This window comes from Pseudoalteromonas rhizosphaerae, from assembly GCF_902498845.1.
In the GTDB taxonomy this organism is placed as follows: Bacteria; Pseudomonadota; Gammaproteobacteria; order Enterobacterales; family Alteromonadaceae; genus Pseudoalteromonas; species Pseudoalteromonas rhizosphaerae.
On record NZ_CABVLM010000057.1, the window covers coordinates 1 to 422 of the forward strand.

Consider the following 422-nt stretch of genomic DNA (forward strand, 5'->3'; position numbering starts at 1 on the left):
AGAATGGTGGGTCATGATGGACTTGAACCATCGACCAATGGATTAAAAGTCCACTGCTCTACCAACTGAGCTAATGACCCGCTCTGATGTGCCTAAGCACGCTGCGTAGATCCGCCGATTATAACCACTCTACTATTCAACGAATAAAGAATGGTGGGTCATGATGGACTTGAACCATCGACCAATGGATTAAAAGTCCACTGCTCTACCAACTGAGCTAATGACCCGCTCTGATGTGCCTAAGCACGCTGCGTAAATCCGCCGATTATAAACCACTCTACTATTCAACGAATAAAGAATGGTGGGTCATGATGGACTTGAACCATCGACCAATGGATTAAAAGTCCACTGCTCTACCAACTGAGCTAATGACCCGCTCCGGTGTGCCTAAGCACGCTGCGTAAATCCGCCGATTATAACCA

At 46.9% G+C, this 422-nt stretch carries 3 tRNA genes; all 3 read right to left on the reverse strand.

Going from position 1 to position 422, the window contains the following annotated elements:
• Nucleotides 1–4: 4 nt before the first annotated feature.
• Nucleotides 5–80 (reverse strand) — tRNA-Lys (locus tag PSR9079_RS23445).
• Nucleotides 81–151: 71 nt separating this feature from the next.
• Nucleotides 152–227, reverse strand: a tRNA-Lys gene (locus PSR9079_RS23450).
• Between the two features lie 72 nt (nucleotides 228–299).
• Nucleotides 300–375: transfer RNA gene (locus tag PSR9079_RS23455), tRNA-Lys, on the reverse strand.
• Between the last annotated feature and the right edge of the window lie 47 nt (nucleotides 376–422).